Raw genomic sequence first — 26,998 nt, 5'->3', positions numbered from 1 at the left:
GAGCATGACCCAACATACCATCGCCGTATTCGGCGAAGCGCTGGTTGACGATTTCATCACCGAGCAGGTTGTCGGCGGTGCGCCGTTCAACGTGGCGCGCAATCTGGCCGCCTTCGGCGTGGCGACGCTGATGGTCACCCGCATCGGCACGGATAAGAACGGCGCCCTGGTGCGCAACGAGTTCGAACGCTTCGACATGAGCGAGGCGGGCCTGCAGCTCGATGCGCAGGAGGCCACCGGTCGCGTGGTGGTCGAGCGCAGTGCGGAGGGCCACCGCTTCATCATCCTGCCCGACCAGGCCTACGATTACGTGGACGCCGCGCCGGCGCTGGCCGCGCTGGCGCAGGCCGCGCCGCGCACGATCTACTTCGGCACCATGGCGCAGCGGCACGAGCGTTCGCGCGCGGCCTTGCGGGCGATGCTCGACGCCTCCGGCGCGTTCAACGTCCAGCGCTACCTGGACCTGAATGTGCGCGACGGCCAGGTGACGGAGCGCTGCGCCTTCGAGTCGTTGCATCTGGCGGACATCGTCAAGGTCAACGAGGACGAGCTGAAGGACCTGTTCAGCTGGTACACCCACACCCAGCCTGGCACCAAGGCCATCGACAGCGCCGAGATGGTGGAGGCCTGCCAGGCGCTGATGCGCAGCTTCACGCTGAAGGGCTTGATCGTCACGCTGGGCGAGCGCGGCGCGCTGTACTTCGGCGCCGACGGCGCGGTCATCGCCAACCAGGACTGCCACGCGCCGGTGCGCATCGTCGACACGGTGGGCGCGGGCGACGCCTTCTCCGCCGTGTTCCTGTTCGGGCAGTCGCAGGGCTGGCCGGTCAGCCTCACGCTGGCGCGCGCCAACGCCTTCGCCGGCGCCATCTGCGGCATCTCCGGCGCGGTGCCGGCCGATATCGCGTTCTACCAGCCGTGGATCGCGGCCTGGCGCGGCGACGCGGTCATGCCCGGAGCCGTCGCATGAAGCCGCGGCTGTCGTTCTGGCAGATCGTGAACATGAACATCGGCTTCTTCGGCATCCAGTTCAGTTTCGGCCTGCAGCAGAGCAGCATGAGCCCGATCTACAAATACCTGGGCGCGGACGAGGCCAGCCTGCCCTACCTGTGGCTGGCCGGGCCGATGACCGGCCTGCTGGTGCAGCCGCTGATCGGCGCCATGAGCGACCGCACGGTCACGCGCTGGGGGCGGCGCACGCCGTACTTCCTGATCGGCGCCATCCTGTGCAGCCTTGGCCTGCTGGCGATGCCGTTCAGCCCCACGCTGTGGATGGCGGCCAGCCTGCTGTGGATACTGGACGCGGCCAACAACGTGACCATGGAGCCGTACCGCGCCTTCGTCAGCGACAAGCTCGATCCGGCGCAGCATTCGGTCGGCTTCCTGACGCAGAGCGCCTTCACGGGCCTGGGCCAGACGCTGGCCTACCTGACGCCGTCGCTGCTGGTGTGGGTGGGCATGAACAAGGACGCCGTCAACGGCAGCCATATTCCGCACATCGTCATCGTCGCCTTCCTGATCGGCGCGGTGTTCTCGATTTCGTCGGTGCTGTGGACCTTGAAGACCACGCCCGAATATCCGCTCAACGCCGAGGAGCTGGCGCGGATCCGTGCGCGGCCCGCCGGCTGGCGCCACACGCTGGGCGACATCGCCAGCGCGGTGCGCGAGATGCCGGCCACGATGAAGCAGCTGGCCTGGGTCAAGCTGTTCCAGTGGTACGCGATGTTCTGCTATTGGCAGTACATCATGCTGTCGCTGTCGACCACCATCTACGGCACCACCGACCAGGCCTCGCAGGGCTTCCGCGACGCCGGGCTGCTGGCGGGGCAGGTGGGGGCGTTCTACAACTTCGTCGCGTTCGCGGGCGCGCTGGCGCTGGTGCCGTTCACGCGCCGCTATGGCCCCAAGCTGACGCACAGCGCCTGCCTGGCGCTGGCCGGCGTGGGCATGCTGTCGATACCGATGATCCATACGCCGGGGTTGCTGTTCGTGCCGATGGTGGGCATCGGGCTGGCGTGGGCCAGCATCATGGGCAATCCGTATGTGATGCTGGCGGGCTGCATTCCGCCGGAGCGCACCGGGGTCTACATGGGCATCTTCAATATGTTCATCGTGATCCCGATGATCATCCAGATCTTCACGCTGCCGCTGTACTACCGCAGCCTGCTGGGCGGGAACCCGGAGAACGTGATCCGCCTGGCGGGTGGCCTGATGTTGTGCGGCGCGCTGGCGGTGCTGGCCGTGAAAATAAAAAAGCCGCAGGCTTTGAACCCGCGGCTTGAGGAAGAGGCCAGGACGGCTTAGTCTTCGTGCATCTGGCTTTGCAGGTAGTTCTGGATGCCGACCTTGCCGATCAGGTCCAGCTGCGTTTCGAGCCAGTCGATGTGCTCTTCAGTGTCTTCCAAAATCATCAGCAGCAGGTCGCGCGACACGTAGTCGGCGGCCTTCTCGGCTGCGGCGATGCCTTCCTTGACGGTGACCTGCGCGCCCTTTTCCAGCTTCAGGTCGCAGCCGAGCATTTCTTCGGTGTTCTCGCCGATCATGACCTTGTGCATGGCTTGCAGGTTGGGCAGGCCGTCCAGCATCAGGATGCGGTCGATCAGTTTGTCGGCGTGCTTCATTTCGCCGATCGATTCTTCATATTCCTTTTTCGCGATCTTCTCGAAACCCCAGTGGCGGTACATGCGCGAGTGCAGGAAGTACTGGTTGATGGCGGTGAGTTCGTTGGTCAGCTGAGCATTCAGCAGTTTGATGACGTGTGCGTCGCCCTTCATGGGAGGCTTTCTCAAGTGGTGATGGAATACTGACATTTTGCCACGAACCGGGCGGTTTACGCGGCCGCTTGCGCGAAAGTGTAGCAATATGCCCGGAGTGAGATTGTTGGGGCAAATGAAAACAATTAACATTCCCATATCGCCGTGATGAAAGGATGTCTCCATGATGCTGCATATCCCCGCCGTGCTGACCAAGCCGCAGGTGCAGGAGTTCCGCCAGCGCCTGGCGCAGGCCGACTGGGTGGACGGCCGCGCCACGGCCGGCGCGCAGAGCACGCAGGTCAAGCGCAACCGCCAGTTGCCGGAACTGTCGCCGCTGGCGCAGGAACTGGGCGCTTTCATCACGCAAGCGCTGGCCAACCATCCGCTGTTCTTCGCGGCGGTGCTGCCGCTGCGCATACTGCCGCCTTATTTCAACAGCTATGCCGGAGGCGAGCATTACGGCATGCATGTCGACGGCGCCATCCGCATGCGGCCCGGCACGGCCAACGCGATGCGGGCGGACGTGTCGTCGACCTTGTTCCTGAGCGAACCGGAGGAATACGACGGCGGCGAGCTGGTCGTCAGCGACGCCTACGGCACCCACGAGGTCAAGCTGGCGGCGGGCGACCTGATCGTCTATCCGGCCAGCAGCGTGCACCGGGTGGCGCCGGTCACGCGCGGCGAGCGGGTCGGCGCGTTCCTGTGGAGCCAGAGCATGGTGCGCGACGATGCGCAGCGGGCCATGTTGTTCGAGCTGGACCAGAACATCCAGAAGCTGCGCGCCGCCCACGGCGACAACGAGATCGCTGTGGACCTGACCGGCCATTACCACAACCTGCTGCGCATGTGGGCCGAAGTGTGAGGCAACCCACTGAGGCGTGAGGGCGGCAGGGATAGGATGGGCATTCCACCGCTAACGGAGTGTACCGCCATGGAATCGAGCAACGAGAATAACCACCAGGACTTGGTCGGCGAGGACGCCGTCAGGAAGATCCGCGACTTTGTCGACAGTTCGCCGGGCTGCTTCTTTTGCACCAGCGATGTGGACGGCGGCCCCGGCGACGCGCGGCCGATGACGGCGCTGCAGGTCGACGATCTGGGCAATCTGTGGTTCGTCAGCGCCAGCGACAGCCTGAAGAACCTGGAGCTGACGGCCGAGCCGTCGGCCACGCTGTATTTCCAGGGCGGGGGTAACGCCGAGTTCATGCACCTGGAGGGCATCGCCACGGTGCTGCGCGATCCGGTCAAGCTGAGGGAGTTGTGGAGCTTTACGATGAAGACCTGGTTCACCGGCGGCGAGGACGATCCGCGCATCACGCTGATCAAGTTCGCGCCGACCTACGGCTACTACTGGGATACGCGGCACGGCCGGGCGGTGGCCAGCGTCAGGATGCTGATCGGCGCCGTGCTCGGCAAGACCCTGGACGACACGGTCGAGGGCAGGCTGGACGTCTGAAGGATCAGCCCAGCTGGAAGTTGATCGGCACCAGCGCGTACACGGGCACGGACTTGCCGTCCTCCATGTAGGGCTTGTACAGCGCGCGCAGCACGGCCTGGCGGCCGGCCTCGTCGAGGTTGCTGGAGCCGGACGACTTGTGCACCACCACCTGCTCGGCCTGGCCTTTTTCGCCGATCAGCACGCGCAGGATGACGGTGCCGCTCTCGCCCATGCGGCGCGAGATGCCGGGGTAGACCGGCTGCGGCGCGCGCAGGTATTCGACGCCGGACACGGTCTTCGGCGCGGACGGCACGGCCGCCTGGGCCGGCGCGGGCGGGGCCGGCGGCGCGGCCACGGCGGCTGCTTCGCTGGGGCGCGGTTGCGCCGGCGCAACAGTGATGGTCGGCTCGGTCTGGACCACGTTCACCAGCGGGATCGGCGGGATGAAGGCGGGCGCCTGGCGCACCACCGGCACGGTCTTGGGCGGCGGCGGGGCCGGCTTGAGCGGCTCCGGCGACGCGACAAAGCTTACGTTGACCACTTGCGGCAGGATGGCGTGCGACACCTGGCGCAGCATTCCCGACTGGAACATATAGAACCCGAACGCATGCACCATGACGATGGCGGCCAGCGGCGCGAACTTGCGCCCGCGTGCCCGCCATTGTTGTTTGAGGAGGGCGGCCAGGCCGCTGTCGTGCGCCGCCGGCGTCGCCGCGCGGCCATAGCTCAGTGTGTTCATCGGAGTGTTCTTGGTTGCCGAACTTAGTTGCTGAAGACGGGGCGCTTCAGGACGGTTTCCTGGATCTCGGCGGTGGCCGCCAGGTGCTCGCTCAGGATTTCCTCGGCGCAGGCGAAGCACTGGCCGCAGCAGGTGGACACGCCCAGGTCGCGGCGCAATTCGTCCATCGAGGTCAATCCCAATTCCACGGCTTGACGGATTTCACGATCAGATATGTTGTTGCAGACACATACAATCATCGATACACCTTCTGGCTAGGCTTTATAAAAAAAAGGACATGATTGGCATTTGGTTACTTAATGCGAATCATTATCATTAATCGTATACTGCCTCAAGTTTGAGCGGGATGCAAGCGCAAATAGAAGTAATTCGCATTACCGTTTATAATGCTACTATCTTATTTCCGGCCAGAACGCGATCTTGCAGTTCGCCGGCAAGCCGCGGCGGCCCTGGCCGTGCGGCGATTTGAACGGACTTTGCCATGACGCATGCAGCTCCCCTGATCACCCTCGATGCCCTGACGGTCGGCGACAGCGCCACCGTGGTGCACATCGCGCCCGGCGACGCGGCGCACGACGGCGCCCTGCTGGCGCGCCGCCTGATGGAGCTGGGCTTCGTGCCGGGCGAAAAAATCCGCATGCTCAAGCGCGGCATGCCGGGCGGCGAGCCGCTGGCCATCAAGGTCGGCAACTCCACGTTCGCGCTGCGCCGCTTCGAGGCGGCGCTGATCTCGGTTCAACCATCGATGCAGCCGGAATAAACCATGGGTGCAGCTGATATCGCGGCGCCGCTGGCGCCGGTCCTGTCGAAGACGCCGATGGTGGCCCTGCTGGGCAATCCGAATTGCGGCAAGACCGCGCTGTTCAACCGCCTGACCGGCGCGCGCCAGAAGGTGGCCAACTACGCCGGCGTGACCATCGAGCGCAAGGAAGGCTCGTTCACCTCGCCGGAGGGCCGCGCCTTCCGTGTGCTGGACCTGCCGGGCGCCTACAGCCTGTCGGCCCACACGCCGGACGAGGCCATCACGCGCGACGTGGTGGCCGGCCTGCGCGCGGGCGAGCAGTCGCCGGACGTGGTGGTGTGCGTGGTCAACGCCACCAATCTGCGCCTGAACCTGCGGCTGGTGCTGGAGATCAAGCGCCTCGGCCTGCCGATGATACTGGCGCTGAACATGGTCGACGTGGCCAAGAAGCGCGGCATCGAGATCGACGCCGCGCGCCTGGCGCAGGAGCTGGGCATGCCGGTGGTGGAGACGGTGGCGGTGCAGGCCGGCGGCGAGAAGTCGCTGCTGCGCGCGCTCGACGCGATGTGGCCGCTGCGCGAGGTCAAGCCGGAGCCGCTGTCGGCGATCGACGCGGTCGGCGTGGAGGAGACGCAGCGCGAGGTGCGCCGCATCCTGGCGCTGGTCAGCAGCGACGCGCGCGACACCGGCAACCTGACCGAGAAGATCGACAACGTGGTGCTGCATCCGGTGCTGGGCCCGGTGATCCTGGCGGTGCTGATGTTCCTGGTGTTCCAGGCCGTGTTCAGCTGGGCCAACGTGCCGATGGACATGATCAAGGCCGGGGTCGACGGCGTCGGCGCCCTGATCAAGGGCGCGATGGCGGACGGCCTGCTGCGCAGCCTGCTGGTGGAGGGCATCCTGGGCGGGGCCGGCAGCGTGCTGGTGTTCCTGCCGCAGATCCTGATTTTGTTCTTCTTCATCCTGATCCTGGAGGACTGCGGCTACCTGCCGCGCGCGGCCTTCCTGCTGGACCGGCTGATGGGCGGCGTCGGCCTGTCGGGGCGCGCCTTCATTCCGCTGCTGTCGAGCTTTGCGTGCGCGATTCCGGGCATCATGGCGGCGCGCACCATCCAGAATCCGCGCGACCGGCTGGTGACGATCATGATCGCGCCGCTGATGACGTGCTCGGCGCGGCTGCCGGTGTATGCGCTGATCATCGCGGCCTTTATCCCGGAACGCGAGGTGGGCGGCTTCATGAGCCTGCAGGGCCTGGTGCTGTTCGCGCTGTACTTCGCCGGCATCGCGTCGGCGATGGCGGTGGCCTACTTCATGAAGCGCACCATGGGCGCGAACCACAAGCAGCCGCTGATGCTGGAGCTGCCGGCCTATCACTGGCCGCACTTGCAGAACCTGGCGCTGGGCCTGTGGGAACGCTGCAAGATCTTCCTGTCGCGCGTGGGCACGATCATTTTGACCCTGATGGTGCTGCTGTGGTTCCTCAGCTCCTTCCCCGGCGCGCCCGAGGGGGCGACCCATCCGGCCATCTATTACAGCATGGCCGGCATGCTGGGGCGCGGGCTGGAGTATGTGTTCGCGCCGATCGGCTTCAACTGGCAGATCTGCATTGCGCTGGTGCCGGGCCTGGCCGCGCGCGAGGTGGCGGTTGGCGCGCTGGGCACGGTGTACGCGCTGTCGCAGAGCGGCGAGGAACTGGCGCAGTCGCTCACGCCGATCATCGCCAGCTCGTGGACCTTGCCGACCGCCTTGTCGCTGCTGGCGTGGTATGTGTTCGCGCCGCAGTGCATGTCGACGCTGAGCGTGGTGCGGCGCGAGACCAACAGCATCCGCTATCCGCTGATGATGGCCGGCTATATGTTCGCGCTGGCGTACACGGCGTCGTTCCTGACGTATCGCATTTCCTTGTTCTTCATCGGAGGCTGAGCATGTGGCAGCAAGTGATCGTGGTGTTGATCGTGGTGGCGGCCTTGGCGCATTTCTGCACCAAGTATTTGCCGGCGGCCCTGCGCAAGCAGATCGTCTATGGGCTGTCGCGGCGTGGCTTCGACCAGAATAAACTGGCTAAACTGTTTAACACGAAATCGAGCTGCGGCGACGGCTGTGCCAGCTGCGGCTCGTGCGAAACCACGCCGCCGCCATCGTCCGGCGCGCCCACCTCCGCGCCGCTCAAGCGCGTGATCATGCTGCGCGTGCAGCGCTGATCTCCTTCCGCTCAGCAAACCGGATTGAACGACTCCGCCTGCGCCATCGGCCAGTACAGGCCGAACACCGGCGGCAGGCGTGACAGCTGGCTGGGGTCGAGCAGCTCGCCCGGCTCCAAGTAGGGCAGCAGCGCCGAGACCAGCTTGACCTGGTTGGGCGAGATGCGCCGCACCAAATGATGCGCCTTCAGCTGCGACGGGTGCGTCAGGCCGGCCGCGGCGATCAGCTGGGCCAGCGCCTTCAGGGTGTTCTCGTGGAAGTTGGCCACGCGCCGCGTCTTGTCCGGCACCACCAGCGCGCGCTGGCGGTTGTGGTCCTGGGTGGCCACGCCGGTCGGGCAGCGGTCGGTGTGGCAGTTCTGCGACTGGATGCAGCCCAGCGCGAACATGAAGCCGCGCGCCGAGTTGCACCAGTCCGCCCCCAGCGCCAGGATGCGGGCGATGTCGAAGGCGGTGATGATCTTGCCCGAGGCGCCGATCTTGATCTTGTCGCGCAGGTTGGCGCCCACCAGCGTGTTGTGCACCAGCAGCAGCGCCTCCTGCAGCGGCGTGCCGACGTGGTCGGTGAACTCGACCGGCGCGGCGCCGGTGCCGCCCTCGCCGCCGTCGACCACGATGAAGTCGGGCGTGATGCCGGTGGCCAGCATGGCCTTGACGATGCCGAAAAATTCCCACGGGTGGCCGATGGCCAGCTTGAAGCCGGTCGGCTTGCCGCCCGACAGCGTGCGCAGGCGCTCGATGAAGGCCAGCATCTCGAGCGGCGTGTCGAAGGCCGAGTGCTTGGACGGCGAGATGCAGTCCTGGCCCATGGCCACGCCGCGGGTGGTGGCGATCTCGATCGTGACCTTGGCGCCGGGCAGCACGCCGCCGTGGCCGGGCTTGGCGCCCTGCGACATCTTCAGCTCGATCATCTTGACCTGCGGCGTGGTGGCGTTGGCCACGAAGTTCGCCTCCGAGAAGCTGCCGTCGGGGTTGCGGCAGCCGAAGTAGCCGGAGCCGATCTCCCACACCAGGTCGCCGCCGTTCTGGCGGTGGTAAGGGCTGATGCTGCCCTCGCCGGTGTCGTGCATGAAGCCGCCGGCCTTGGCGCCGCCGTTGAGCGCCAGGATGGCGTTGGCCGACAGCGCGCCAAAGCTCATCGCCGAGATGTTGAACACGCTGGCCGAGTAGGGCTGGGCGCGTGGGCAGTCGGGGTGGTTGCCGATCTCGATGCGGAAGTCGTGGTGCTGCTCGGGCGCCGGGCTGATCGAGTGGTTGATCCATTCGTAGCCGGGGGCGTAGACGTCGAGCTGGGTGCCGAAGGGGCGCTTGTCGGTGTCCATCTTGGCGCGCTGGTAGACGATGCTGCGCTGGTTGCGCGAGAACGGCTCGGCCACGGTGTCGTCCTCCAGGAAGTACTGGCGGATCTCGGGGCGGATCGATTCGAAGAAGAAGCGGAAGTGGGCCAGGATGGGGTAGTTGCGGCGCAGCGCGCGTTTGGTCTGCAGCAGGTCGGTGATGCCGACCACGGTCAGCGCGGCGGCCGTCAGCGGTATCCACCAGGGCGCGGCCAGCGCCAGCGAGGCGGCCAGCGTGACGATGGCGGCGGTGAAGACGAGGTAACGCGGGGACAACAGGTTCATGGACACTCCGGTGGGCGGCTGATGGCGCAGTGTACTGCTGTTCCTTTCCGGAATCCATCGCTCTGTGGCCGGGGCGCGGGATGGCCAACGATGCTACAGTAGCGGGGTCGCGGCGCCATGCCGCTTTTTCGCGGGAAGCTCGCCATGATCGTGGTCCATCATCTGAACAATTCGCGCTCGCAGCGCGTGCTCTGGCTGCTCGAGGAGCTGGAGCTGGACTACAAGATCGTGCGCTACGAGCGCGACAAGCACACCATGCTGGCGCCGCCCGAGCTGCGCGCCATCCACCCGCTGGGCAAGGCGCCGGTGATCAGCGACGATGACATCGTGGTGGCGGAGTCGGGCGCGATCATCGAGTATCTGGTCGAGACCTACGGCCATGGCCGGCTGGTGCCGCCGGCCGGCACCGAGGAGCGCCGCCGCTGGACCTACTTCCTGCATTACGCGGAAGGCTCGGCGATGGCGCCGTTGCTGATGAAGCTGATCTTCGACCGGGTGGAGAACAGTCCGGCGCCGTTCTTCGTCAAGCCGATCGCGCGCGGCATCGCGCAGAAGGTCAAGGCCGGCTACATCGAGCCGCAGATCGCCGCGCACCTGAACTACCTGGAGGCCGAGTTGAACAAATGGCCGTGGTTCGCCGGGTCCGAGTTCAGCGCGGCCGATATCCAGATGAGTTTTCCGCTGGAGGCGGCCGCCGCGCGCGCCGGGCTGGACGCGCGCCGGCCCAACCTGATGGCCTTCCTCAAGCGCATCCACAGCCGCCCGGCCTTCCAGCGCGCGCTCGAGCGCGGCGGGCCGTACGAGCTGCTGAAGTAGGCCGCGTGCCTGGCGCCATCGGGTAAAATGATGGATTGAACAAGCCCGGATGAGGTTGAACATGGGTAGACTCCTTGCCATCGACGGCCTCAATATTGTGCGCCGCGTCTACGAAGCCAGCCCCGAAGCCGATAGCGCCGAGAAGGCCGAGATCGCGCTGCGCCACGCGCTGTCCTCGTTCCGCAAACTGGTCCACGACCACGAACCGACCCATGTGCTGCCTGCCTTCGACTTCGGCGGCCCCACCTGGCGCCACGCGCTGTACGCCGGCTACCGCGAGGGCCGCGCGCCGATGCCCGCGCCGCTGCGCGAGGCGCTGCCGGCCTTCTACGACAAGCTGCGCGGCTTGGGTCTGCACGTGGTGTCGCTGCCCGAGGTCGAGGCCGACGACGTGATCGGCACCGTGGTGCTGCGCTGGCTGGCCGACGGCCGCGGCGAGGCCACCGTGGCCACCACCGACAAGGACCTGCACGGCCTGATCGCGCAGGGCGCCCGCGTGTGGGACCACTTCAAGGGCGAGTGGCACGACCACGCCTGGGTCGAGCGCAAGTGGGGCGTGCCACCCGGGCAGCTGCCGGACCTGCTGGCGCTGATGGGCGACCCGACCGACTCGATACCCGGCGTGTCCAAGGTCGGCGTCAAGAAGGCGGCCCGACTGTTGCGTACATACGGCACTCTGGACGGGATCATGGCCGGGGCCGGCATTCTGAAGGATACGCTGGGCGAAACTCTACGAAAAGAACGCGAAATGCTGTATCTTTCGAAACAATTGGTGCAATTAAAAACGGACGTGCGGGTCGGCGTGAGCTGGAATATGCTGGCTTGGGACAGGAACTGAGCGCGCGCCCACTAAGACAAGGTTTGCAAGATGTTAAAAGCGGTCATTATCGACGGCAGCGCCATCGCGCGCGGCCTGCTCAACACGGTCCTGCTCGATGGCGGCTATGACGTGGTGGGCCAGACCCACACCTGCGCCAGCGGCCTGGCGCTGCTGATCAAGCACAATCCCCACCTGGTCTGCATCGCCCGCGAGCAGATCGAGAACGGCGAGGATGTCGTGCGCGAGATCAAGACCGGCTGGCCGAAGGCGCTGATCTTCATGGTCTCCAGCGAATTCGACGCGGCCACCATCCAGGCCGCGCACGCGATGGGGGTGAACGGCTTCATCGTCAAGCCGTTCAAGGCCGACACCGTGCTCAACACGATACGCAACACGGTGATCGCCATGGTCAAGCGCCAGCGCGCGGCGCTGGCCAGGGAGGCCGGCGCGCAAGAGGCGCCGGAAGGCGGCGAGGCCGCCGCCGAATAATCAGACGGCGAAGGTCGAGCTGGCGATGATGCCGCCGCCCAGGCAGACGTCGCCGTCGTACAGCACCGCCGACTGGCCCGGCGTCACCGCCCACTGGGCTTCCATGAACTTCAACGCGAAATCGGAATCGCCTTCCGGGGCGATCTCGCACGCCACGTCGGCCTGGCGGTAGCGGGTCTTGGCCGACAGCGCGCCCGCCGCCGGCGCCTCGCCGGCGACCCAGCTGGCCTGGTCGGCGCGCAGCGTCGACGACAGCAGCCATGGATGGTCGTGGCCCTGCACGATGTACAGCGTGTTCTCGGCCACGTCCTTGCGCGCCACATACCAGGCGTCGCTGCTGCCGTCCGGGTTCTTGTAGGCCTTCATGCCGCCCACGCCGATGCCCTTGCGCTGGCCCAGCGTGTAGAAGCTCAGGCCCACGTGCTCGCCCACCACCTTGCCGTCAGGCGTCTTCATCGGGCCCGGCTTGTACGACAGGTAGCGGTTGAGGAACTCGCGGAACGGCCGCTCGCCGATGAAGCAGATGCCGGTCGAATCCTTCTTGGCGGCGTTGGGCAGGGCCAGCTTCTCGGCGATCTTGCGCACCTCGGTCTTGGGGATCTCGCCCAGCGGGAACAGCGTCCTGGACAACTGCGATTGATTTAAGCGGTGCAGGAAGTAGCTCTGGTCCTTGGTGTGGTCGACCGCCTTGAGCAGCTCGTGGCGCGCGCCGTTCTGGCGCACGCGCGCGTAGTGGCCGGTGGCGATCAGGTCCGCGCCCAGGTGCATCGCGTGGTCGAGGAAGGCCTTGAACTTGATCTCGGCGTTGCACAGCACGTCCGGGTTGGGCGTGCGGCCGGCCTGGTATTCGCGCAGGAAGTCGGCGAACACGCGGTCCTTGTATTCGGAGGCGAAGTTGACCGCCTCGATGTCGACGCCGATGACGTCGGCCACGCTGGCCGCGTCGATCCAGTCCTGGCGCGTGGAGCAGTACTCGGAGTCGTCGTCGTCTTCCCAGTTCTTCATGAACAGGCCGACCACGTCGTAGCCCTGTTCCTTGAGCATCCACGCCGCGACCGAGGAGTCCACCCCGCCCGACATGCCGATCACGACCTTTTTCTTGCTCATCTTACTTTCATCCATTCGCGGCGTTGGCCGCTTCCTTGTACACCGAAGTGTGGGTTTGTATCAGTTCCAGCGGGGCGCGGCGCCCGGCCAGGTATTCGTCCACGCATTGCAGCACCGTGGGGCTGCGGTGACGGTCGGCGCAGGCGGCCAGCTCGTCGCGCGTGAGCCACATGGTGCGCAGGATGCCCTCGTCCAGCGGACGGTCGTGCTTGGCGCCGGGCACGCCGCAGAAGGTGAAGCGCAGATACGTCACTTCCTCGCCGGTGCGGTTGGAGGTGTAGCGCGACATATACATGCCCACCAGCGCGGTCGGCGTGAAGTCGTGCGCGGTCTCCTCCAGCGTTTCGCGGATGACGGCCTGCTCCAGCGATTCGTGCGGGTCGAGGTGACCGGCAGGCTGGTTGATGCGGATGCCATCGCTGGTCTCTTCTTCGATCAGCAAGAATTTGCCATCTTTTTCGACGATGGCGGCAACAGTAACAGAGGGTTTCCAGATACGCGGCATGAGTCATCCTTGAAAGAGCCGACATTTTAGCCTGTTCCGGGCGTTTGGTTTGAACCCGCCTGCACGGAAAGGTGGGTTCGTATTGAAATATCGCAAGGTTTGTTGTGTTAATCCGTGTTTGACTGGCTGCCTTGCGAAAAATTCAGTGTTTTAACAGCAATTCGTGATAAATAGTAATAAATGATGTGATAAATCGGCTATTTATTGATAAATAGATATTAAGTATGATGGGGCCAACGAGGGGCGTTGCTGTCCAGGCATTCCGTGTTAGATTCTAGTCAGTTTATTAATCATTTGGAGGCACCATGAGAGTAGGCATACCGGCCGAGACGCGGCCGGGAGAAACCCGGGTAGCGGCAACGCCCGAGACAGTCAAGAAACTCGCAGCCAAGCATCAAGTGATCGTGCAGGCCGGCGCCGGTTTATCGGCCTCGGTCACCGACGAGGCCTACGCGGCCGCCGGTGCGCAGATCGGCAGCGCGGCGGAAGCCTTTGCTGCGGACGTGGTTTTGAAAGTGCGTGCCCCCAATGCGGAGGAGCGCGGGCTGCTCGCCGCCGGCGCGGTGGTGATCGGCATGTTGAATCCCTTCGACGCCGACAACAACGCGGCGATGGCGGCGGCCGGCCTGCAGGCGTTCGCGCTGGAGGCGGTGCCGCGCATCACGCGCGCGCAGTCGATGGACGTGCTGTCGTCGCAGGCCAACATCGCCGGCTACAAGGCGGTGATGGTGGCGGCCAACACCTACCAGCGCTTCATGCCGATGTTGATGACGGCGGCCGGCACGGTCAAGGCGGCGCGGGTGCTGATCATGGGCGTGGGCGTGGCCGGGCTGCAGGCGATCGCCACCGCCAAGCGGCTGGGCGCGGTGATCGAGGCGTCCGATGTGCGCCCGCCGGTCAAGGAGCAGGTCGAGTCGCTGGGCGCCAAGTTCATCGACGTGCCCTTCCTGACCGACGAGGAGAAGGAAATCGCCAAGGGCGTGGGCGGCTACGCGCGGCCGATGCCGGCGGACTGGATGCGCCGCCAGGCGGAGCTGGTGCATGAGCGCGCCAAGCTGGCCGACATCATCATCACCACCGCGCTGATCCCGGGCCGGCCGGCGCCGGTGCTGATCTCCGAGGAGACCGTCAAGGCGATGAAACCGGGCTCGGTGATTGTCGACCTGGCCGTGGCGCAGGGCGGCAACTGCCCGCTGTCGGAGCTCAACAAGACGGTGGTCAAGCACGGCGTGCACATCGTCGGCGAGCCGGACCTGGCGACCTTGGTGGCGGCCGACGCGTCGGCGCTGTACGCGCGCAACGTGCTGGACTTCCTCAAGCTGATCATCGACAAGGAAGACAAGCTGGTGATCGATCGCGAAGACGAAATCATCAAGGCCACGCTGTTGTGCAGCGGCGGCGAGCTGCTTAGAAAATAATAGGGGAAACTACATGGAAGTCAGCCACACCATCATCAATCTGATCATCTTCGTGCTCGCCATTTATGTCGGCTACCACGTGGTCTGGACCGTGACGCCGGCGCTGCATACGCCGCTGATGGCGGTCACCAACGCCGTCTCGGCGATCATCATCGTCGGCGCCATGCTGGCGGCCTCGCTGACCGAGGGCGTCATCGGCCAGGTCGCCGGCACCGTCGCGGTGGCGCTGGCCGCCGTCAATGTGTTCGGCGGTTTTTTGGTCACGCAGCGCATGCTGGAGATGTTCAAGAAAAAAGAGCCTAAAGCGAAGAAGGGAGATCACGCATGAATTTCATCTCCATGAACCTGGTGACGATGATGTACCTGATCGCATCGGTGTGCTTCATCCAGGCGTTGAAAGGGTTGTCGTCGCCGGCCACGGCGCGCACCGGTAATGCGTTCGGCATGTCGGGCATGGCGATTGCCGCCGTGACCACCATCGCGCTGATCCTCAAGCTGAAGGCGGAAGCCGCTGCGGCGGCGACCGCCGGCGCGTCGGGCGGCATGGGCCTGGGCCTGGTGGCGCTGGGCGTGATCGTCGGCGGCGGCATCGGCGCGGTGCTGGCCAAGAAGGTCGAGATGACCAAGATGCCGGAACTGGTGGCGGCAATGCACTCGCTGATCGGCCTGGCCGCCGTGTGCATCGCGGTGGCTGCCGTATCGGAGCCGCACGCCTTCGGCATCGCCGCCGTGGGCGAGGCGCTGCCGTTCGGTAACCGCATCGAGCTGTTCATCGGCACGTTTGTGGGCGCGATCACGTTCTCCGGTTCAGTGATCGCCTTCGGCAAGCTGTCGGGCAAATACAAGTTCCGCTTGTTCCAGGGCGCGCCGGTCAGCTTCGCCGGCCAGCACATGCTGAACCTGATCCTGGCCATCGTCATGGTGGGCCTGGGCCTGGCGTTCTGCTTCGCCGGCGGTACCGAGCCTGCGTGGATGCCGTTCCTGATCATGACCGCGATCGCCTTCGTGCTGGGCGTGTTGATCATCATCCCGATCGGCGGCGCCGACATGCCGGTGGTGGTGTCGATGCTGAACTCCTACTCCGGCTGGGCGGCGGCGGGCATCGGCTTCTCGCTGAATAACGCGATGCTGATCATCGCCGGTTCGCTGGTCGGATCAAGCGGCGCGATCCTGTCGTACATCATGTGCAAGGCGATGAACCGTTCGTTCTTCAACGTGATCCTGGGCGGCTTCGGCGGCGCTCCGGCGGAGGCGGGTGCGGGCGGCGCGAAGGAGCAGCGTCCGGTCAAATCCGGTTCGGCCGACGACGCGGCCTTCATCATGGCCAATGCGGAAAGCGTGATCATCGTGCCGGGCTACGGCCTGGCGGTGGCGCGCGCGCAGCACTCGCTCAAGGAGCTGGTCGAGAAGCTGACCCACAAAGGCGTGACCGTGAAGTATGCGATCCACCCGGTGGCGGGCCGCATGCCGGGCCACATGAACGTGCTGCTGGCGGAGGCCGAGGTGCCGTACGACCAGGTGTTCGAGATGGAGGACATCAACGGCGAATTCGGCCAGACCGACGTGGTGCTGATCCTGGGCGCCAACGACGTGGTCAACCCGGCCGCCAAGGATCCGAAGTCGCCGATCGCCGGCATGCCGATCCTGGAGGCGTACAAGGCCAAGAGCATCATCGTCAACAAGCGTTCGATGGCTTCCGGTTATGCGGGCCTGGATAATGAGCTGTTCTATCAGGCCAATACGATGATGGTGTTCGGCGATGCGAAGAAGGTCATCGAGGACATGGTCAAGGCTGTGGAGTAAGCTTGATTCATCTTTTGTGAACGGTTCATTGGCATTTGGCCGATTGATGGTGGGGTTGGTGAAGCATACGATGGCTACATCAACCCACCTCAAGGAGATTCACCATGAACCGCTTGCAAAACAAAGTCGCCATCGTTACCGGCGCATCGTCGGGCATCGGCCGCGCTACCGCCAAACTCTTTGCCGCTGAAGGTGCGCGGGTCGTTGTCGCCGCGCGCCGGCTGCCCGAGCTGGAGTCGCTGGTGGCGGAAATCGCCGCCGACGGTGGCACCGCTATCGCGCTGGCTGGCGACGTCACTTCCGAATCGTTCAATGCACAACTGGTCGCCGCCGCTGTCGAGGCGTTCGGACGGCTGGATATCGCCTACAACAACGCCGGTACGCTGGGCGAAATGGGCGAGTCCACCGGCGTTTCGGAGCAGGGCTGGAACGAGACCATCGCCGCCAACCTGACCAGCGCCTTCCTCGGCGCCAAGCATCAAATCCCTGAAATGATCAAGCATGGCCGTGGGTCGGTGATCTTCACTTCGACTTTCGTCGGCTACAGCTTTGCCTTCCCCGGCGTGGCGGCTTATGCGGCCAGCAAATCGGGCCTGATCGGCCTGACGCAGGCGCTGGCCTCGGAGTACGGCGCGCAGGGCGTGCGGGTGAATGCGGTGCTGCCGGGCGCGGTCGATACGGCGATGTATCGCGATATGAACAACACGCCGGAATCGGCTTCGTTTGTCACCAACCTGCATGCGTTGAAGCGCGTGGCGCAGCCGGAGGAGTTGGCGCGCTCGGTGCTGTATCTGGCTTCGGACGATGCGTCCTTTGTCACCGGCACCGCGTCGCTGGTCGATGGCGGCGCTTCGATCACGCGCACCTGAGCCTGGAACGGCGCAGGGTATATGTATGGGGGGTATCTGCACGGCCCTTCTGGGAACGATACTATTCCGGCTCTCTATTCCCTTCTATTTTTCTTGATTCTCATCTGCGTTCGGCTGTTTGCGAATTTCAGAAGAAAATAGAGAAAACGAATGGGAACGAGAGGGCGGAAATAGAAGGCTTCGTCGAAGGAAGCGCGCAAGGTACCCCCTATGTGTATTCTCAGGTCAACGTCGGCCGTACATCATGAGCTCGGCCAGCACGCCGCGTGCGGGGCCGACCATGTCGATGGCGGCCAGCGACAGGCCCAGCAGCGCCTGCGCCGGCGAGTCGTTGGCGAAGATGCGGGCCATGGTGTCGGTCAGGCGCACGGTGGTGTTGCGGTCCTGGCGGCGCAGTTCGGTGAATTGCGCCAGCATGGTTGGATTCGCGCCTTGCGCCAGCAGGCGCGCCAGCACGGCGACGTCGCGCAGGCCGAGGTTCAGGCCTTGTCCCGCCACCGGATGCAGCGTTTGCGCCGCGTTGCCGATGGCGACCGTGCGCGCGGTGCTGCGCGGATCGGCGTTCAAGCCCAAGGGGAAAGCCAGGCGTGGCGACGAGCGCGTGAACGTGCCGAGGCGCTCGCCGAACGCGGCGCCCAGTTCGGCGAGGAAGGCCGCGTCGTCCAGCGCCTGCAGGCGCGCGGCGCTGTCGGGCCGCACGCACCAGACCAGCGAATACTCTTCGCCTTGCGGCAGCAGGGCCAGCGGGCCTTGTTCGGTGAAGCGTTCGTAGGCGCGGTGCGCGATCGGGCGGCTGCTGCGCACTTGCGCGATGATCGCGGTCTGCTGGTAATCGCGGTGCTGGGCCTTGCTTTCCTGATCGCTGAACAAGCCGCCTTCGGCCTGCACGACGATGGCTGCCGTGAAGGTGGTGGCCACGGCAGCGGGGGCGGCGCCTGCTGCTGCAGCTGCTGCCGCTGCGGTGGCTGGCGTGGCCGGCGTGGCGCCAGTGCTGGCGGCCGCGCCGGCGATCGTCAGCGCGACCGCGTCGGCGCCTTCGGTTATGGCTTCAACGCGGGCCGGGCGCAGCGTGGCGATGCCGGCGCGCTGGCAGACCGCGCCCAGCGCCGTCACCAGATCGCCGTAGCGCAGCACGTAGCCCAGCGCCGGCAGTTTGTGCTCGTCGCGGTCGATCAGGCTGCGGCCGAACTGGCCCCGGCGCGACACGTGGATCTGGTGGATCGCCGTGGCGGCGGCCGGCCACGCGCCGATTTCCTCCAGTATCTGGCGGCTGCCCCACGACAGCGCGATCGAGCGCGGATCGTTGCTGGCTTGCTCCAGCGTCTTGGCGTCGATCAGGGCGATGCGCTGTGCCGGTGTGCCGCGCCGGGCCAGCAGCGCGGCCAGCGCCATGCCGGCCGGGCCGGCGCCGCAGATGGCGATGTCATAGGATGGAGCGTCGTCGTTGCCTTCGTGAGCGGATGCTGCTTGATTGAGTGTGTTCATGGAGACTGCATCAGTTGTTCTATCTCGGCGACCGTCTTCGGCGCGGCGGCGCTCAGTATCGTGTGGCCGCCTTGCGTGACCAGCACATCGTCCTCGATGCGGATGCCGATGTTCCAGTATTCCTCCGGCACGCCCTCGGCCGGACGCACGTAGATGCCCGGCTCCACCGTCAGCACCATGCCCGCCTGCAGCGCGCGCGATGGCTTGCCTTCGGCTGCCGTGTCGCGGTACTGGCCGACGTCGTGCACGTCCATGCCCAGCCAGTGGCCAGTGCCGTGCATGTAGAACTGCAGGTAGCGCTTGTTGGCGACGATGTCGGCCACGCCGCCGTGGACATCCTGCTTGAGCAAGCCCAGGTCCAGCATGCCCTGCGCCAGCACCTGCACCGCCGCCTCGTGCACGCCGGCATACGGCCGGCCGGGGACGATGGCCTGCAGCGCCGCCGATTGCGCGGCCAGCACCAGTTCATACAGCCTGCGCTGCGGCGCGCTGAAGCGGCCGTTGACCGGATAGCTGCGGGTGATGTCGGAGGCGTAGCCATCGAGCTCGCAGCCGGCGTCGATCAGTATCAGGTCGCCGTCGCGGCTTTGCGCGTTGTTGGCGCTGTAGTGCAGCACGCAGGCGTTGGCGCCGGCGGCGACGATGGAGTTGTAGGCCGGCGCCTGGGCACCGTTGCGGCGGAATTCGTACAGCAGCTCCGCCTCGATTTCGTATTCGTACATGCCGGGCCGCGAGGCGCGCATGGCCCGCGCGTGCGCCTGCGACGAGATGGTGGCGGCGCGCAGCATGGTGGCTTGTTCGGCGTCGTCCTTGAACAGGCGCATCTCGTCGAGCAGCGGCAGCAGGTCGACCGCGCTGGCCGGCGCGCCGACGCCGGTGCGCGCCATGCCCTTGACGCTGGCCAGCCACTGGCGCACCCGCGCGTCCAGCGCGCTGCCCAGCGCGTAGTACAGGGCCGGCGCGTCGGCCAGCAGCTTGACGATTTCGCCGTCGAGGTCTTCGATGGGGTGGGCCTCGTCGAAACCGAAGGCCACGCGCGCGCCTTCCGGGCCGTGGCGGAAGCCGTCCCAGATTTCGCGTTCGACGTTCTTCTGCCGGCAGAACAGGATGGATCGTGCCGGCGCATCGCCGCGCGCGGCCACCAGCACCACCACGCTTTCCGGCTCGGCGAAGCCGGTCAGGTAGTAGAAGTAGCTGTCGTGGCGGTACAGGTATTCGCTGTCGCTGTTGCGCGCGACCTCGGGCGCGGTCGGCAGCACCGCCACCGCACCCGGCGGCATGTGCGCCAGCAGGCGCGCACGGCGGGCGGCGTGGTTGTGCAGGCCGGCGGGCATCACTGCACGCCCTTGGCGGCGGCCAGGCGCGTGGCCGGCGGCGCGTTGAGCAGGTCGAGCTGCTCGACGGTGCCGACGTTGTGCCATTCGCCCTGGTACACCTCGCCGCCGACCTGCTTCTTGTCGGCGTAGGCGCGGATCAGCGGGCCCAGCTTGGCGTACTCGCCCGGCGCGATGCCGTCGAACATTTCGGGCCGGTAGACGCCGACGTTACCGAAGGTCCATTTCGGCGAGCCCTCGTTGCTCAGCGTGTACATGGTCAGGCCGAAGTCGCCCTCGGGGTGGAAGTCCGGGTTGGGCACCAGGTAGAGCCAGCAGATGTCGCGCTGGTCGGCCGGGTAGGGGTTGCCCCACATGTCCTTGTCGTGCAACACGTCCTTGACCTGGGCGAAGTCGAAGTAGGGCATGTAGATGTCGCCCGACACGGCCACGAACGGCTCCTCGCCCAGCAGGTGGCGCGCGCTGGCGATGCCGCCGGCGGTCTCCAGCGCGGTGGCCTCGGGCGAGTACATCAGCTGGGCGCCGAACTGGCTGCCGTCGCCCAGCGCGGCCTCGATCTGCCCGCCCAGGTGGGCGTGGTTGATGACGATCTCGGTGATGCCGGCCCGCACCAGGTTGACGATGTGCCAGACGATCAGCGGCCGGCCGCGCACCTTGAGCAGCGGCTTGGGCGTGGTGTCGGTCAGCGGGCGCATCCGCTCGCCGCGTCCGGCGGCGAAGATCATGGCTTTCATGCGCGCCGCCTCAGAAGGTGTAGCCGACTTGCGGCTGCTTGTCTTCCAGCTGGTCGAGCAGGCGCACCAGCGGGCGCAGCTCCTTGTAGCGGCCGGCGGTCTTGCGCACGTAGTCCATCACGGTCGGCAGGTCGTGCAGGTACTGGGCCTTGCCGTCGCGGTAGTTCAGGCGGCAGAACAGGCCGAGGATCTTCAGGTGGCGCTGCAGGCCGGCGTACTCGAAGTCCTGGTAGAAGCCGTCGATGTCCGGGTTGACCGGCAGGCCCACCGCCTTGGCGTGCTGCCAGTAGCGGATCGCCCAGTCCAGCACCAGCTCCTCGTCCCACTGCACGTAGGCGTCGCGCAGCAGCGAGGCCAGGTCGTAGGTCACCGGGCCGTACAGCGCGTCCTGGAAGTCCAGCACGCCGGGGTTGCCGGCGTCCATCCACATCAGGTTGCGCGAGTGGAAGTCGCGGTGCACATACACCTGCTGCTGGGCCGTGACGTTGGCCAGGATGGCGTCGAACACGCCCTGCAGCTCGGCGGCCTGCTTGTCCGTCAGCGTGGCGTTCAGGTGCTTGGCGATGTACCACTCGGGGAACAAATTCATCTCGCGCAGCATGAAGGCGCGGTCGTACTCGGGCAGCACGCCGGGCGCGCTGGTGAGCTGGAACTTGACCAGCGCCTCCAGCGCCTCGGCGTACATGGTCGAGGCGTTGTCGTGGTCCAGCACCTGCAGGTAGGTGGTCACGCCCAGGTCGGACATCAGCAGGAAGCCGCGCTCGTAGTCGGTGGCGACGATGCGCGGCACGCTGACGCCGGCGTGCGTGAGCATTTCGTCCAGCTTGACATAGGCCAGCACGTTCTCGCGCTCGGGCGGCGCGTCCATGACGACCAGCGTGGCGCCCAGCGCGGCTTGCTGTTCAGGCAACACATCGACGCGGAAATAGCGGCGGAAGCTGGCGTCGGCCGAGGCCGGGCGGGCGCTGGCGACGTCCACCACGTTCAGGGTGGCCAGCCAGGCGCTCAGCTGTTCCAAACGCGGGTCGGAAGATGTATCGGAAGTTAAATTCTGTAATAAAGACATTAAGCGGGGCCGGGAATCCGGTGTTGGGTGAAGATTCCCATATAATAAGGGATTCAAATCAAAAAATCGCCTGTCATGGTGTTTCCTCCCTTCTTTTCATGAGTCGCATGCGCTGGCTTCCGGCCCCCCCCACTACCCCGCATCGCTGGGCGTTTGCCCTGACTGCCATCGCCGCCGCCATCGCGGCCCTGCCGGCCTACGCCCAGAGCCTGCCGCCGAAGGCGCGCGCGCCGCGGGTGGAGGACAAGAACGCGGTCACCACCATCCAGGCCGAGGACATCAGCGGCCGCCCCGAGCGCGAGATCACGCTCGAGCGCGACGCCGAGCTGGTCAAGGACAAGACCCGGGTCAAGGCCGACACCGCGTGCTACCGCCAGGTCGAGGACGAGGTCGAGGCGCAGGGCCATGTGCGGATCTGGCGCTTCGGCGACTACTTCACCGGCGACGAGCTCAAGCTGAACATGGACAGCGGCAAGGGCTATATGCTCAACCCCACCTACCAGCTGGAGGCCAACCACGCCCAGGGCAAGGCCGAGCGCATCAACTTCCTCAACGAGGACGAGGCGGTGGTGGTCAACGGCACCTACAGCACTTGCCAGGGGCCGAACCCGGACTGGTATCTGCGCTCGAACACGCTCAACCTGGACTCCGGGCGCGACGTCGGCACCGCCGGCAAGACCATCATTTACTTCAAGGACGTGCCCATCCTGGGCACGCCGGCGATGTCGTTCTCGCTGTCGGGCGCGCGCCGCTCGGGCTGGCTGTCGCCGATGCCGGGCTTCGGCTCCAAGGGCGCGGCCGAGCTGACGGTGCCGTACTACTTCAACATCGCGCCCAACCGCGACCTGACGGTCTACCCCAAGATCATCCCGCGGCGCGGCTTCCAGCTGGGCGCCAACGGCCGCTACCTGGGCCAGACCGATTACGGCCTGTACCAGGGCGAGACCTATGTCGAGTACCTGCCGCACGACAAGCAGTACGTGCCGCCCACGGCCGGCGGCTCGACCGACCGCTGGATGATCAAGTCCACGCACGCGCAGGAGTTGTCGAAGGACTGGGCCTATAGCTGGAGCTTGCGGGCCGCGTCGGACAACAACTACCCTAACGATTTCTCCAAGACCGTGTCGAGCTCGACCGAGCGCCAGCTGCTGCGCGAGCTGCGCACCGACTACCACGGCGAGTTCTGGACCCTGACCGCGCGGGTGCAGAAGTACCAGGTGCTGCAGGACTCGGAGGCGGCGGTCGACTCCTCGCTGTTCGTACCGCGCCCGTACGACCGGCTGCCGGCGATCAACCTGCACGCGGCCCAGTACGACGTGGCCGGCGGCTTCGACTGGGCGCTCGACAGCGAACTGACCCGCTTCTACCACCCGACCCTGATCAACGGCACGCGGCTGGTGGCGATCCCGCAGGTGAGCTACCCGATCGTGGGCCCCAGCTACTTCGTTACGCCCAAGCTGATGGTCAACCTGGCCAGCTACCAGCTCGACGCCTACAACGGGCAAAAGGCCGACAACCTGTCGCGCGTGGTGCCGACGTTCTCGCTGGACTCGGGCCTGGTGTTCGAGCGCGACATCAAGTTCGGCAAGCGCGACATGACGCAGACGCTGGAGCCGCGTCTGTTCTACGTGAACACGCCGTACCGCGACCAGAGCCAGTTTCCCACCTTCGACACCGACGCGGCCACCTTCAACTTCAGTCAGATATTCAGCGAGAACCGCTTCGTCGGCTCGGACCGCATCGGCGACGCCAACCAGCTGACGGCGGCGCTGGTGTCGCGCTTCCTGGACGCGGCCGGTGCCGAGACGCTGCGGCTGGCGTTCGGCCAGCGCTTTTATTTCCGTGACCAGCGCGTGCAGCTGGCCTCGACCACGCCGGTGGTGGACTCGCGCTCGGACATGCTGCTGGCTGCGACCGGCCGCATCTCCGAGACCTGGGGCTTCGACAGCGCCGTGCAGTACAGCCCCAGCTCGCGCCGGGTGGTGTCGGAGAGCTACACCGCGCAATGGTCGCCGGGGCAGAAGAAGGTGCTCAACGCCGGCTACCGCTACCTGCGCGGCAGCTTCAAGCACATCGAGCTGTCGAGCCAGTGGCCGATCTTCCAGCGCTGGTACGGCGTGGGCCGGGTCAGCTACTCGGTGCAGGACAAGAAGATCCTCGAGAGCCTGGTCGGGCTGGAGTACAACGGCGACTGCTGGGTGTTCCGCATGGGCGCGCAGCGCTTCGTGACCACCCCGACCAAGGCGTCCACGCCGATCTTCTTCCAGCTGGAGCTGAACGGCCTGTCGCACCTGGGCGTGGGCAGCCCGCTGGAGGCGATGAAGAACAGCATCCCCGGCTACCAGCGTTTGAACGAAGGCTACGGCCGCTAGCAAGACCCCCGGCGTCCGCCGCTGCTGACCGGGCAGTGGGCGCTATTTGATTGTTGTCACCTGACTCATGAGCGTTCTTAAGATGAAGTTCGAAACGAAAATTCTCGCAGTCCTGTTGTGCACCACCGCCCTGGGCGGTTGCAGCCTGTTCTCGAAGAAGCCGGCCGCCGCGCCGGCCGCGCCGGCCGCCAACGCCGCCGCCGCGCCGGCCGCCAAGGCCGCGCTCACCACCGCGCCGGCCGCCGCCGCCAAGTCCGACGCCAAGGGCTTCCTGCCGCCCGGCGAATCGGGCAATGTGGCGATCGACGCCATCGTGGTGGTGGTCAACGACGACGTCATCACCCAGCGCGAGCTGAGCAACCGGATCAAGGACGTCACCGCGCGCATGAAGGCGCAGAACGTGCAGATGCCGGACCCGGCCGACCTGCGCCGCCAGCTGCTCGAACGCATGATCGTCGAGCGCGCCCAGCTGCAGATGGCCAAGGAGATGGGCGTGCGGGTCGACGACCAGCAGCTCGACCGCGCCATCGGCCGCATCGCCGAGGCGCAAAAGCTCAGCGTGCAGGACTTGCGCAACCAGATGGAGAAGGACGGCACCCCGTACGCCGCCTTCCGCGAGCAGATCCGCGAGGAAATCATCATGCAGCGCCTGCGCGAGCACGAGGTGGACGCCAAGATCCAGATCTCCGAGGCGGAGGTGGACAGCTTCATCGCGGCCGAGAAGGCGGCCGCCGCCGAGCAGTTCGAGATCAACATCTCGCAGATCATGGTGCGCATCCCGGACAACGCCACCGCCGAGGTGATCGCCCAGCGCCGCGCGCGCGCCGAGGAGGTGATGCGCCAGCTGCGCACCGGCGCCGACTTCGCCAAGATGGCCGCCACCTATTCGGACGCCAGCGACGCGCTGCAGGGCGGCGTGGTGGGCTGGCGCCAGCCCGAGCGGCTGCCGCCCGTGTTCGCCGAGGCGCTGTCCAAGCTCAAGCCCGGCCAGGTCACGCCCATCATCAAGAGCGTGGGCGCGTTCCACATCCTCAAGGCGGTCGACCGCCGCAGCCTGGCCGAGGCGCAGGCCGTGGCCGCCGTGCAGCAGACCCACGTGCGCCACATCCTGATCAAGGTCACGCCGACCATGAGCGTGGCCGACGCCAAGCGCAAGCTGACCGAGCTCAAGGAGCGTCTCGACAACCACGCGGCCAAGTTCGAGGACCTGGCGCGGCTGGTGTCGAACGACGGCTCGGCCGCCAAGGGCGGCGACCTGGGCTGGCTGTATCCGGGCGACGTCACGCCGGAGTTCGAGGCGGCCATCAACAACCTCAAGATCGGCGAGGTCAGCCAGCCGGTCGAGACCAGCTTCGGCGTGCACCTGATCGAGGTGTTGGAGCGCAAGAGCGACGACGTCTCCAAGGAGCGCGAGCGCAACAACGCGCGCCAGGCCATCCGCGAACGCAAGGTCGAGGAGGCCGCCGAGAGCTGGCAGCGCGAGGTGCGCGACCGCGCCTACGTGGAATTCCGCACCGACGACGGCGCCGCCGCCGCCAAGTAAGCCAACCAGGGGAGAACCGCGTGAGCGCCACTGAACACACCGGGCGCAGCGCGCTGCGCCCCGCCACCGCCCGCCGCGCGCGCGGCGCCCGTCCGGCCATCGCCGTCACCGTCGGCGAGCCGGCCGGCATCGGCCCCGAGCTGGCCATCCGCGCCGCCTGGGCGCGCCGCGGCGAGGTCAACTGCGTGCTGCTGGGCGACGCCGCCTTCCTGGCCATGACGGCCAGCTACATCGATCCCGAGATCAAGCTGTCGGCGCTGTCCTTGCAGGCGGTGCGCCACGGCGGCCTGCCGCACTTCGGGCCGGAGCGGGTGACGGTGATCGACGTGCCGCTGGCGGCCCACGTGGTGCCGGGCCAGCTGGACAAGGAAAACGGCCGCAGCGTGCTGGCCACCTTGGACGCCGCCATCGAAGGCGTGGCGGCCGGCTGGTTCGAGGCGGTGGTCACCGCGCCGCTGCAAAAGAGCACCATCAACGACGCAGGCGTGCCGTTCTCCGGCCACACCGAATACTTCGCCGAGCGCAGCGGCACGCCGCAGGTGGTGATGATGCTGGCCGGCCAGCCGCAGGCGCCGGCCGGCGAGCCGCCGCCGCCGCCGTTGCGGGTGGCGCTGGCCACCACCCACCTGCCGCTCAAGGACGTGGCGGCCGCGCTGAGCCTGGACGGCCTGGGGCGCGTGCTCGACATCATCGACCACGACCTGCGGACCAAGTTCGGCATCGCCGCGCCGGCCATCCTGGTGTGCGGCCTGAACCCGCACGCGGGCGAGGGCGGCTACCTGGGGCGCGAGGAGATCGACATCATCGCGCCGGCCATCGCGGCGGCGCAGGCGCGCGGCATCGACGCGCGCGGCCCGTACCCGGCCGACACGCTGTTCCAGCCCAAATACCTGCAAGACGCCGACTGCGTGCTGGCCATGTACCACGACCAGGGCCTGCCGGTGCTCAAGTACGCCACCTTCGGGCGCGGCGTCAACATCACGCTGGGCCTGCCGCTGATCCGCACCTCGGTCGACCACGGCACGGCGCTGGACCTGGCCGCGCAGGGCCTGGGCCTGGCCGACTGCGGCAGCATGGACGCCGCGCTCGACGCCGCCGTGGCGATGGCCAACGCCTCCCTTCACCTCAACCAAGAATAA

The 26,998-nt window shown here is 66.4% G+C and carries 27 protein-coding genes; 17 read left to right on the top strand and 10 right to left on the bottom strand.

Going from position 1 to position 26,998, the window contains the following annotated elements:
* Window positions 1-4 precede the first annotated feature (4 nt).
* Both AC07WS_RS27450 and AC07WS_RS27445 read left to right on the top strand, forming a co-directional pair.
* Window positions 5-970 (top strand): PfkB family carbohydrate kinase, encoded by a 966-nt coding sequence (locus AC07WS_RS27450; protein ID WP_494732120.1) that lies wholly within the window; start codon window positions 5-7, stop codon window positions 968-970.
* On the top strand, window positions 967-2,304 hold the full coding sequence (locus AC07WS_RS27445; RefSeq protein WP_494732119.1) for an MFS transporter: 1,338 nt from the start codon (window positions 967-969) through the stop codon (window positions 2,302-2,304). Before AC07WS_RS27450 ends, AC07WS_RS27445 begins: the two co-directional genes overlap by 4 nt.
* Here AC07WS_RS27445 and bfr read toward each other — a convergent pair.
* A complete protein-coding gene (bfr, locus tag AC07WS_RS27440; RefSeq protein WP_494732118.1) occupies window positions 2,301-2,774 on the bottom strand; it encodes a bacterioferritin in 474 nt (157 codons plus the stop codon). The two genes, AC07WS_RS27445 and bfr, sit on opposite strands and share 4 nt — an antisense overlap.
* 163 nt (window positions 2,775-2,937) lie before the next feature.
* On the opposite strand from bfr, the gene AC07WS_RS27435 reads away from it, so the two are divergent.
* The gene (locus tag AC07WS_RS27435) at window positions 2,938-3,618 is read left to right on the top strand and encodes a Fe2+-dependent dioxygenase (RefSeq protein WP_494732117.1); all 681 of its coding nucleotides are present in this window, start codon (window positions 2,938-2,940) and stop codon (window positions 3,616-3,618) included.
* 69 nt (window positions 3,619-3,687) lie between these two features.
* Window positions 3,688-4,212 carry a pyridoxamine 5'-phosphate oxidase family protein gene (locus tag AC07WS_RS27430; RefSeq protein ID WP_494732116.1) on the top strand — a complete coding sequence of 175 codons (525 nt, stop codon included), beginning with the start codon at window positions 3,688-3,690 and terminating at the stop codon, window positions 4,210-4,212.
* 4 nt (window positions 4,213-4,216) lie between these two features.
* Here AC07WS_RS27430 and AC07WS_RS27425 read toward each other — a convergent pair whose 3' ends face one another.
* Window positions 4,217-4,933 carry an energy transducer TonB gene (locus AC07WS_RS27425; protein ID WP_494732115.1) on the bottom strand — a complete coding sequence of 239 codons (717 nt, stop codon included), beginning with the start codon at window positions 4,931-4,933 and terminating at the stop codon, window positions 4,217-4,219.
* 23 nt (window positions 4,934-4,956) lie between these two features.
* Entirely contained in the window at window positions 4,957-5,172 is a 216-nt protein-coding gene (locus AC07WS_RS27420; RefSeq protein ID WP_494732114.1) for a (2Fe-2S)-binding protein, read from the bottom strand.
* Window positions 5,173-5,414: 242 nt separating this feature from the next.
* On the opposite strand from AC07WS_RS27420, the gene AC07WS_RS27415 reads away from it, so the two are divergent.
* Genes AC07WS_RS27415 through AC07WS_RS27405 form a run of 3 tightly spaced genes read left to right on the top strand, consistent with a single transcriptional unit; the run spans window position 5,415 to window position 7,876 of the window.
* Window positions 5,415-5,693 (top strand): FeoA family protein, encoded by a 279-nt coding sequence (locus AC07WS_RS27415; RefSeq protein ID WP_494732113.1) that lies wholly within the window; start codon window positions 5,415-5,417, stop codon window positions 5,691-5,693.
* A 3-nt stretch (window positions 5,694-5,696) separates the two neighbouring features.
* A complete protein-coding gene (gene feoB / locus AC07WS_RS27410; RefSeq protein WP_494732112.1) occupies window positions 5,697-7,598 on the top strand; it encodes a ferrous iron transporter B in 1,902 nt (633 codons plus the stop codon).
* Window positions 7,599-7,600: 2 nt separating this feature from the next.
* The gene (locus AC07WS_RS27405) at window positions 7,601-7,876 is read left to right on the top strand and encodes a DUF6587 family protein (RefSeq protein ID WP_494732111.1); all 276 of its coding nucleotides are present in this window, start codon (window positions 7,601-7,603) and stop codon (window positions 7,874-7,876) included.
* Window positions 7,877-7,887: 11 nt separating this feature from the next.
* Here AC07WS_RS27405 and AC07WS_RS27400 read toward each other — a convergent pair whose 3' ends face one another.
* On the bottom strand, window positions 7,888-9,498 hold the full coding sequence (locus tag AC07WS_RS27400) for an FMN-binding glutamate synthase family protein (RefSeq protein WP_494732110.1): 1,611 nt from the start codon (window positions 9,496-9,498) through the stop codon (window positions 7,888-7,890).
* Window positions 9,499-9,642: 144 nt separating this feature from the next.
* On the opposite strand from AC07WS_RS27400, the gene AC07WS_RS27395 reads away from it, so the two are divergent.
* The 3 genes from AC07WS_RS27395 (at window position 9,643) to AC07WS_RS27385 (ending at window position 11,623) form a co-directional block, all read left to right on the top strand.
* The gene (locus AC07WS_RS27395; protein WP_494732109.1) at window positions 9,643-10,314 is read left to right on the top strand and encodes a glutathione S-transferase; all 672 of its coding nucleotides are present in this window, start codon (window positions 9,643-9,645) and stop codon (window positions 10,312-10,314) included.
* Between the two features lie 61 nt (window positions 10,315-10,375).
* The gene (locus AC07WS_RS27390) at window positions 10,376-11,152 is read left to right on the top strand and encodes a 5'-3' exonuclease (RefSeq protein WP_494732108.1); all 777 of its coding nucleotides are present in this window, start codon (window positions 10,376-10,378) and stop codon (window positions 11,150-11,152) included.
* 30 nt (window positions 11,153-11,182) lie between these two features.
* On the top strand, window positions 11,183-11,623 hold the full coding sequence (locus AC07WS_RS27385) for an ANTAR domain-containing response regulator (RefSeq protein WP_494732107.1): 441 nt from the start codon (window positions 11,183-11,185) through the stop codon (window positions 11,621-11,623).
* Here AC07WS_RS27385 and mnmA read toward each other — a convergent pair whose 3' ends face one another.
* On the bottom strand, window positions 11,624-12,730 hold the full coding sequence (mnmA, locus tag AC07WS_RS27380) for a tRNA 2-thiouridine(34) synthase MnmA (RefSeq protein ID WP_494732106.1): 1,107 nt from the start codon (window positions 12,728-12,730) through the stop codon (window positions 11,624-11,626).
* Between the two features lie 7 nt (window positions 12,731-12,737).
* Entirely contained in the window at window positions 12,738-13,235 is a 498-nt protein-coding gene (locus AC07WS_RS27375) for an NUDIX hydrolase (protein WP_117014137.1), read from the bottom strand.
* 305 nt (window positions 13,236-13,540) lie between these two features.
* Between AC07WS_RS27375 and AC07WS_RS27370 the strand changes: the two genes are divergently transcribed.
* The 4 genes from AC07WS_RS27370 to AC07WS_RS27355 all read left to right on the top strand — a co-directional run bounded on the left by AC07WS_RS27370 (window position 13,541) and on the right by AC07WS_RS27355 (window position 17,325).
* Window positions 13,541-14,653, top strand: coding sequence for a Re/Si-specific NAD(P)(+) transhydrogenase subunit alpha (locus AC07WS_RS27370; protein ID WP_494732105.1), 1,113 nt, complete (start codon window positions 13,541-13,543; stop codon window positions 14,651-14,653).
* A 13-nt stretch (window positions 14,654-14,666) separates the two neighbouring features.
* Window positions 14,667-14,981, top strand: a complete 315-nt coding sequence (locus tag AC07WS_RS27365; RefSeq protein WP_117014135.1) for a proton-translocating transhydrogenase family protein — start codon at window positions 14,667-14,669, stop codon at window positions 14,979-14,981.
* On the top strand, window positions 14,978-16,456 hold the full coding sequence (locus AC07WS_RS27360) for an NAD(P)(+) transhydrogenase (Re/Si-specific) subunit beta (RefSeq protein ID WP_117014134.1): 1,479 nt from the start codon (window positions 14,978-14,980) through the stop codon (window positions 16,454-16,456). Before AC07WS_RS27365 ends, AC07WS_RS27360 begins: the two co-directional genes overlap by 4 nt.
* 104 nt (window positions 16,457-16,560) lie before the next feature.
* Complete coding sequence (locus tag AC07WS_RS27355) at window positions 16,561-17,325, top strand: SDR family oxidoreductase (protein WP_494732104.1); 765 nt, start codon at window positions 16,561-16,563, stop codon at window positions 17,323-17,325.
* Window positions 17,326-17,550: 225 nt separating this feature from the next.
* Here the strand turns inward: AC07WS_RS27355 and AC07WS_RS27350 are convergent, their stop codons facing one another.
* Genes AC07WS_RS27350 through AC07WS_RS27335 form a run of 4 tightly spaced genes read right to left on the bottom strand, consistent with a single transcriptional unit; the run spans window position 17,551 to window position 21,944 of the window.
* Complete coding sequence (locus AC07WS_RS27350) at window positions 17,551-18,810, bottom strand: UbiH/UbiF/VisC/COQ6 family ubiquinone biosynthesis hydroxylase (protein WP_494732103.1); 1,260 nt, start codon at window positions 18,808-18,810, stop codon at window positions 17,551-17,553.
* Window positions 18,807-20,144 (bottom strand): aminopeptidase P N-terminal domain-containing protein, encoded by a 1,338-nt coding sequence (locus AC07WS_RS27345; RefSeq protein WP_494732102.1) that lies wholly within the window; start codon window positions 20,142-20,144, stop codon window positions 18,807-18,809. The genes AC07WS_RS27350 and AC07WS_RS27345 overlap by 4 nt, the downstream gene beginning before the upstream one ends.
* Window positions 20,144-20,878 carry an N-acetylmuramate alpha-1-phosphate uridylyltransferase MurU gene (gene murU, locus AC07WS_RS27340; RefSeq protein WP_494732101.1) on the bottom strand — a complete coding sequence of 245 codons (735 nt, stop codon included), beginning with the start codon at window positions 20,876-20,878 and terminating at the stop codon, window positions 20,144-20,146. The genes AC07WS_RS27345 and murU overlap by 1 nt, the downstream gene beginning before the upstream one ends.
* 10 nt (window positions 20,879-20,888) lie before the next feature.
* Window positions 20,889-21,944, bottom strand: coding sequence for an aminoglycoside phosphotransferase family protein (locus tag AC07WS_RS27335; RefSeq protein ID WP_494732100.1), 1,056 nt, complete (start codon window positions 21,942-21,944; stop codon window positions 20,889-20,891).
* A gap of 107 nt (window positions 21,945-22,051) precedes the next feature.
* Between AC07WS_RS27335 and AC07WS_RS27330 the strand changes: the two genes are divergently transcribed.
* The 3 genes from AC07WS_RS27330 (at window position 22,052) to pdxA (ending at window position 26,998) form a co-directional block, all read left to right on the top strand.
* Window positions 22,052-24,316, top strand: a complete 2,265-nt coding sequence (locus AC07WS_RS27330; protein WP_494732099.1) for an LPS-assembly protein LptD — start codon at window positions 22,052-22,054, stop codon at window positions 24,314-24,316.
* Window positions 24,317-24,398: 82 nt separating this feature from the next.
* The gene (locus AC07WS_RS27325) at window positions 24,399-25,859 is read left to right on the top strand and encodes a peptidylprolyl isomerase (RefSeq protein WP_494732098.1); all 1,461 of its coding nucleotides are present in this window, start codon (window positions 24,399-24,401) and stop codon (window positions 25,857-25,859) included.
* Between the two features lie 53 nt (window positions 25,860-25,912).
* The gene (gene pdxA, locus AC07WS_RS27320) at window positions 25,913-26,998 is read left to right on the top strand and encodes a 4-hydroxythreonine-4-phosphate dehydrogenase PdxA (protein ID WP_494732170.1); all 1,086 of its coding nucleotides are present in this window, start codon (window positions 25,913-25,915) and stop codon (window positions 26,996-26,998) included.

The sequence above is a fragment of the Duganella sp. GW821-FHT01E12 genome (genome assembly GCF_059422325.1).
Note: the sequence above shows the minus strand (reverse complement) of the source record. Positions and strands in the feature narration are given on the sequence as shown.